Origin of the sequence: Agriterribacter sp. (genome assembly GCF_035444585.1) — a bacterium.
GTDB lineage: Bacteria > Bacteroidota > Bacteroidia > Chitinophagales > Chitinophagaceae > Agriterribacter.
Window position 1 is genome coordinate 1 of record NZ_DAOMOZ010000369.1, and the last position, 2,229, is coordinate 2,229.

At 47.1% G+C, this 2,229-nt stretch carries 3 protein-coding genes; 2 read left to right on the forward strand and 1 reads right to left on the reverse strand.

Annotation, left to right across the window (positions count from 1 at the left end; translation table 11 throughout):
• Window positions 1-641: Gfo/Idh/MocA family oxidoreductase (locus tag PLH26_RS21575; RefSeq protein ID WP_324588080.1), on the forward strand; the 641-nt coding region annotated here is incomplete at its 5' end.
• Window positions 642-887: 246 nt separating this feature from the next.
• Window positions 888-1,304 carry a hypothetical protein gene (locus PLH26_RS21580; RefSeq protein WP_324588081.1) on the forward strand — a complete coding sequence of 139 codons (417 nt, stop codon included), beginning with the start codon at window positions 888-890 and terminating at the stop codon, window positions 1,302-1,304.
• On the opposite strand, the gene PLH26_RS21585 is transcribed toward PLH26_RS21580, so the two are convergent.
• A partial coding sequence (locus PLH26_RS21585) for a helicase-related protein (RefSeq protein WP_324588082.1) occupies window positions 1,267-2,229 on the reverse strand: 963 nt, incomplete at its 5' end. The two genes, PLH26_RS21580 and PLH26_RS21585, sit on opposite strands and share 38 nt — an antisense overlap.

Consider the following 2,229-nt stretch of genomic DNA (forward strand, 5'->3'; position numbering starts at 1 on the left):
TTCATTATAACTGGCACTGGTTCTGGAACTGGGGTAGCGGTGAAGCGCTCAATAACGGTACGCATATGGTTGACCTCGCAAGATGGGGACTTGAGGTGGACTATCCCGTAAAAGTAAGCTCTGCCGGTGGCCGCTACCGTTATACCGACGACTGGCAGACACCGGACACACAGGTCATTAACCTTGAATTTGATAACAACAGCATGATCTCGTGGGAAGGGCGCAGTTGTAACGGACAGCCGGTAGAAGGCAGCTCCGTTGGCGTATTGTTTTATGGGGAAACCGGTTCCCTGCTGATCGAAGGAGGCAATGCCTATAAAGTATTTGATCTGAAGGGAAAGATCATAAAAGAGGTAAAGCAGGATGATCTCATTGATCCCCGCAATTTATCGAGCCCGGCACAGGCGCTGGATGCACTGCACATCCGTAATTTTTTCGACGCCATCCGCAATGGCGCTCCCCTGCGTTCGGATATTATTGGCGGGCATCAGAGCACTTTGCTGGTGCAATTGGGCAATATTGCCCAGCGTATGGGGCGCACTTTACAAACAGATCCAAAGAACGGTCATATCCTGAACGACAAAGCCGCATTGCAGCTGTGGAGCAGGGAGTATGAGCCGGGATGGGAGCCTGAAGTATAATGCATTTTGCCGGTATTGTCATGGCGAGGCACGAACCATCTGCACGCTTTTGTATTGTCATGGTGAGGAACGAACCATCTGCACGCTTTTGTATTGTCATGGTGAGGAACGAACCATCTGTAGTTCTTATTACTTGTTCCCCGGGGCTTTGCGTTCAGATGCGGTGCTGACCCTCCTTCGTCGGGTGCCGACCGCATCTCCGGATTTGTTTTCCGGTTATACAGAATATTCTATACATTGAATCCAATGGGAACAGCGGAGATACAAAACGGGCAACTGGTTATTCGTTCTAACATTATAACATATGGCACTGCAGCCGATCCGGCTGTTACAGAAAACATACGCGAAGAAATAGAAACAATGTGGAATGAGCCGCAGGCTACTGTTATCATAAAAAGAAATACACTGCGTATTGTATTCCGCATTTCCGCCACCTGCAAACCACAGCTCATCCCCGAAGAAATATTTGAAAATACCAACCCGCAAAATAATCATTTCCGCATTGAGCCCTTTGCTGCGGGTAATATTTCATTTGTAGACGGACTGGGGTGCAACAGCGGCTATTTTAAACTGGATATCTTCACCCGGCAGGCATATTGCATAAAAGTAAACCCGATATTACTTTCTACTTCGCTATACCAATCTTTACCTTCTTATTCTTGATCTTCTCACCTTTTATTAACCGCAACGCCTCACCCATTTTTGTTTTCCGCACTGCTGCAAAAGAGAAAAAATCTTTTACCTCAATCAGCCCGATATCCTCTTTTTTCAATTTGGCCCTGTTGCCCAAAAAACCAACAATATCAACTTTATTAACCTTGTCTTTTTTACCTGCGGCTATAAACAGGGTTGACCATTTGGGTTTTTCAGGCAGCACATTGGTTTCAGGTAAAGTAACTTTTTCAGCATCCTGTGCAATATAGGCAGGATGCATTTCTTCGGGCGACAAAATAAGGATGGCAGTGCCGCTGGCATCCATCCTGGCGGTTCTTCCATTGCGGTGTACAAAGATATCCTCTGTTTGTGGCAGGTGGAAATGAATGATATAGCGGATATTGGGAATATCCAGTCCGCGCGATGCCAGGTCGGTTGTTACCAGTATATTGGACGTGCCATTCCTGAATTTGCATAAAGCGCTATCTCTTTCCTGTTGCTCCATGGCGCCATGATAAAACACGTTGGTAATGGTTTGCTGCGTTAAATAGGCACTCGCACGTTCTACCGATTCGCGGTGATTGCAGAACACAACGGTGGAACGGTTGCCCAAATAACAGATCAGCTTAAAAAGCGTTTCCAGCTTATCTTTTTGATCGCTCTGTACTATTTTGACCGCCAGTTTGCCCGGCACTTCACCGGCGCCGGGTAAGAAATCCAGCTTTACAGGATCTTCCAGCCCGATGAATGCAGGAATTTCAACAGCCCTGGTTGCAGAGGTGAGGATCCTCTTTTTTAAAGCCGGCAGGGCGCTGATGATAAAAGCCACTTCATCATGGAAGCCCGATTCGAGCGATTTATCAAATTCGTCCAGCACCAGGGTTTCAATCGTACCTGTAGTGATATTTCCCCGCCGGATATGATCGGCTAACCT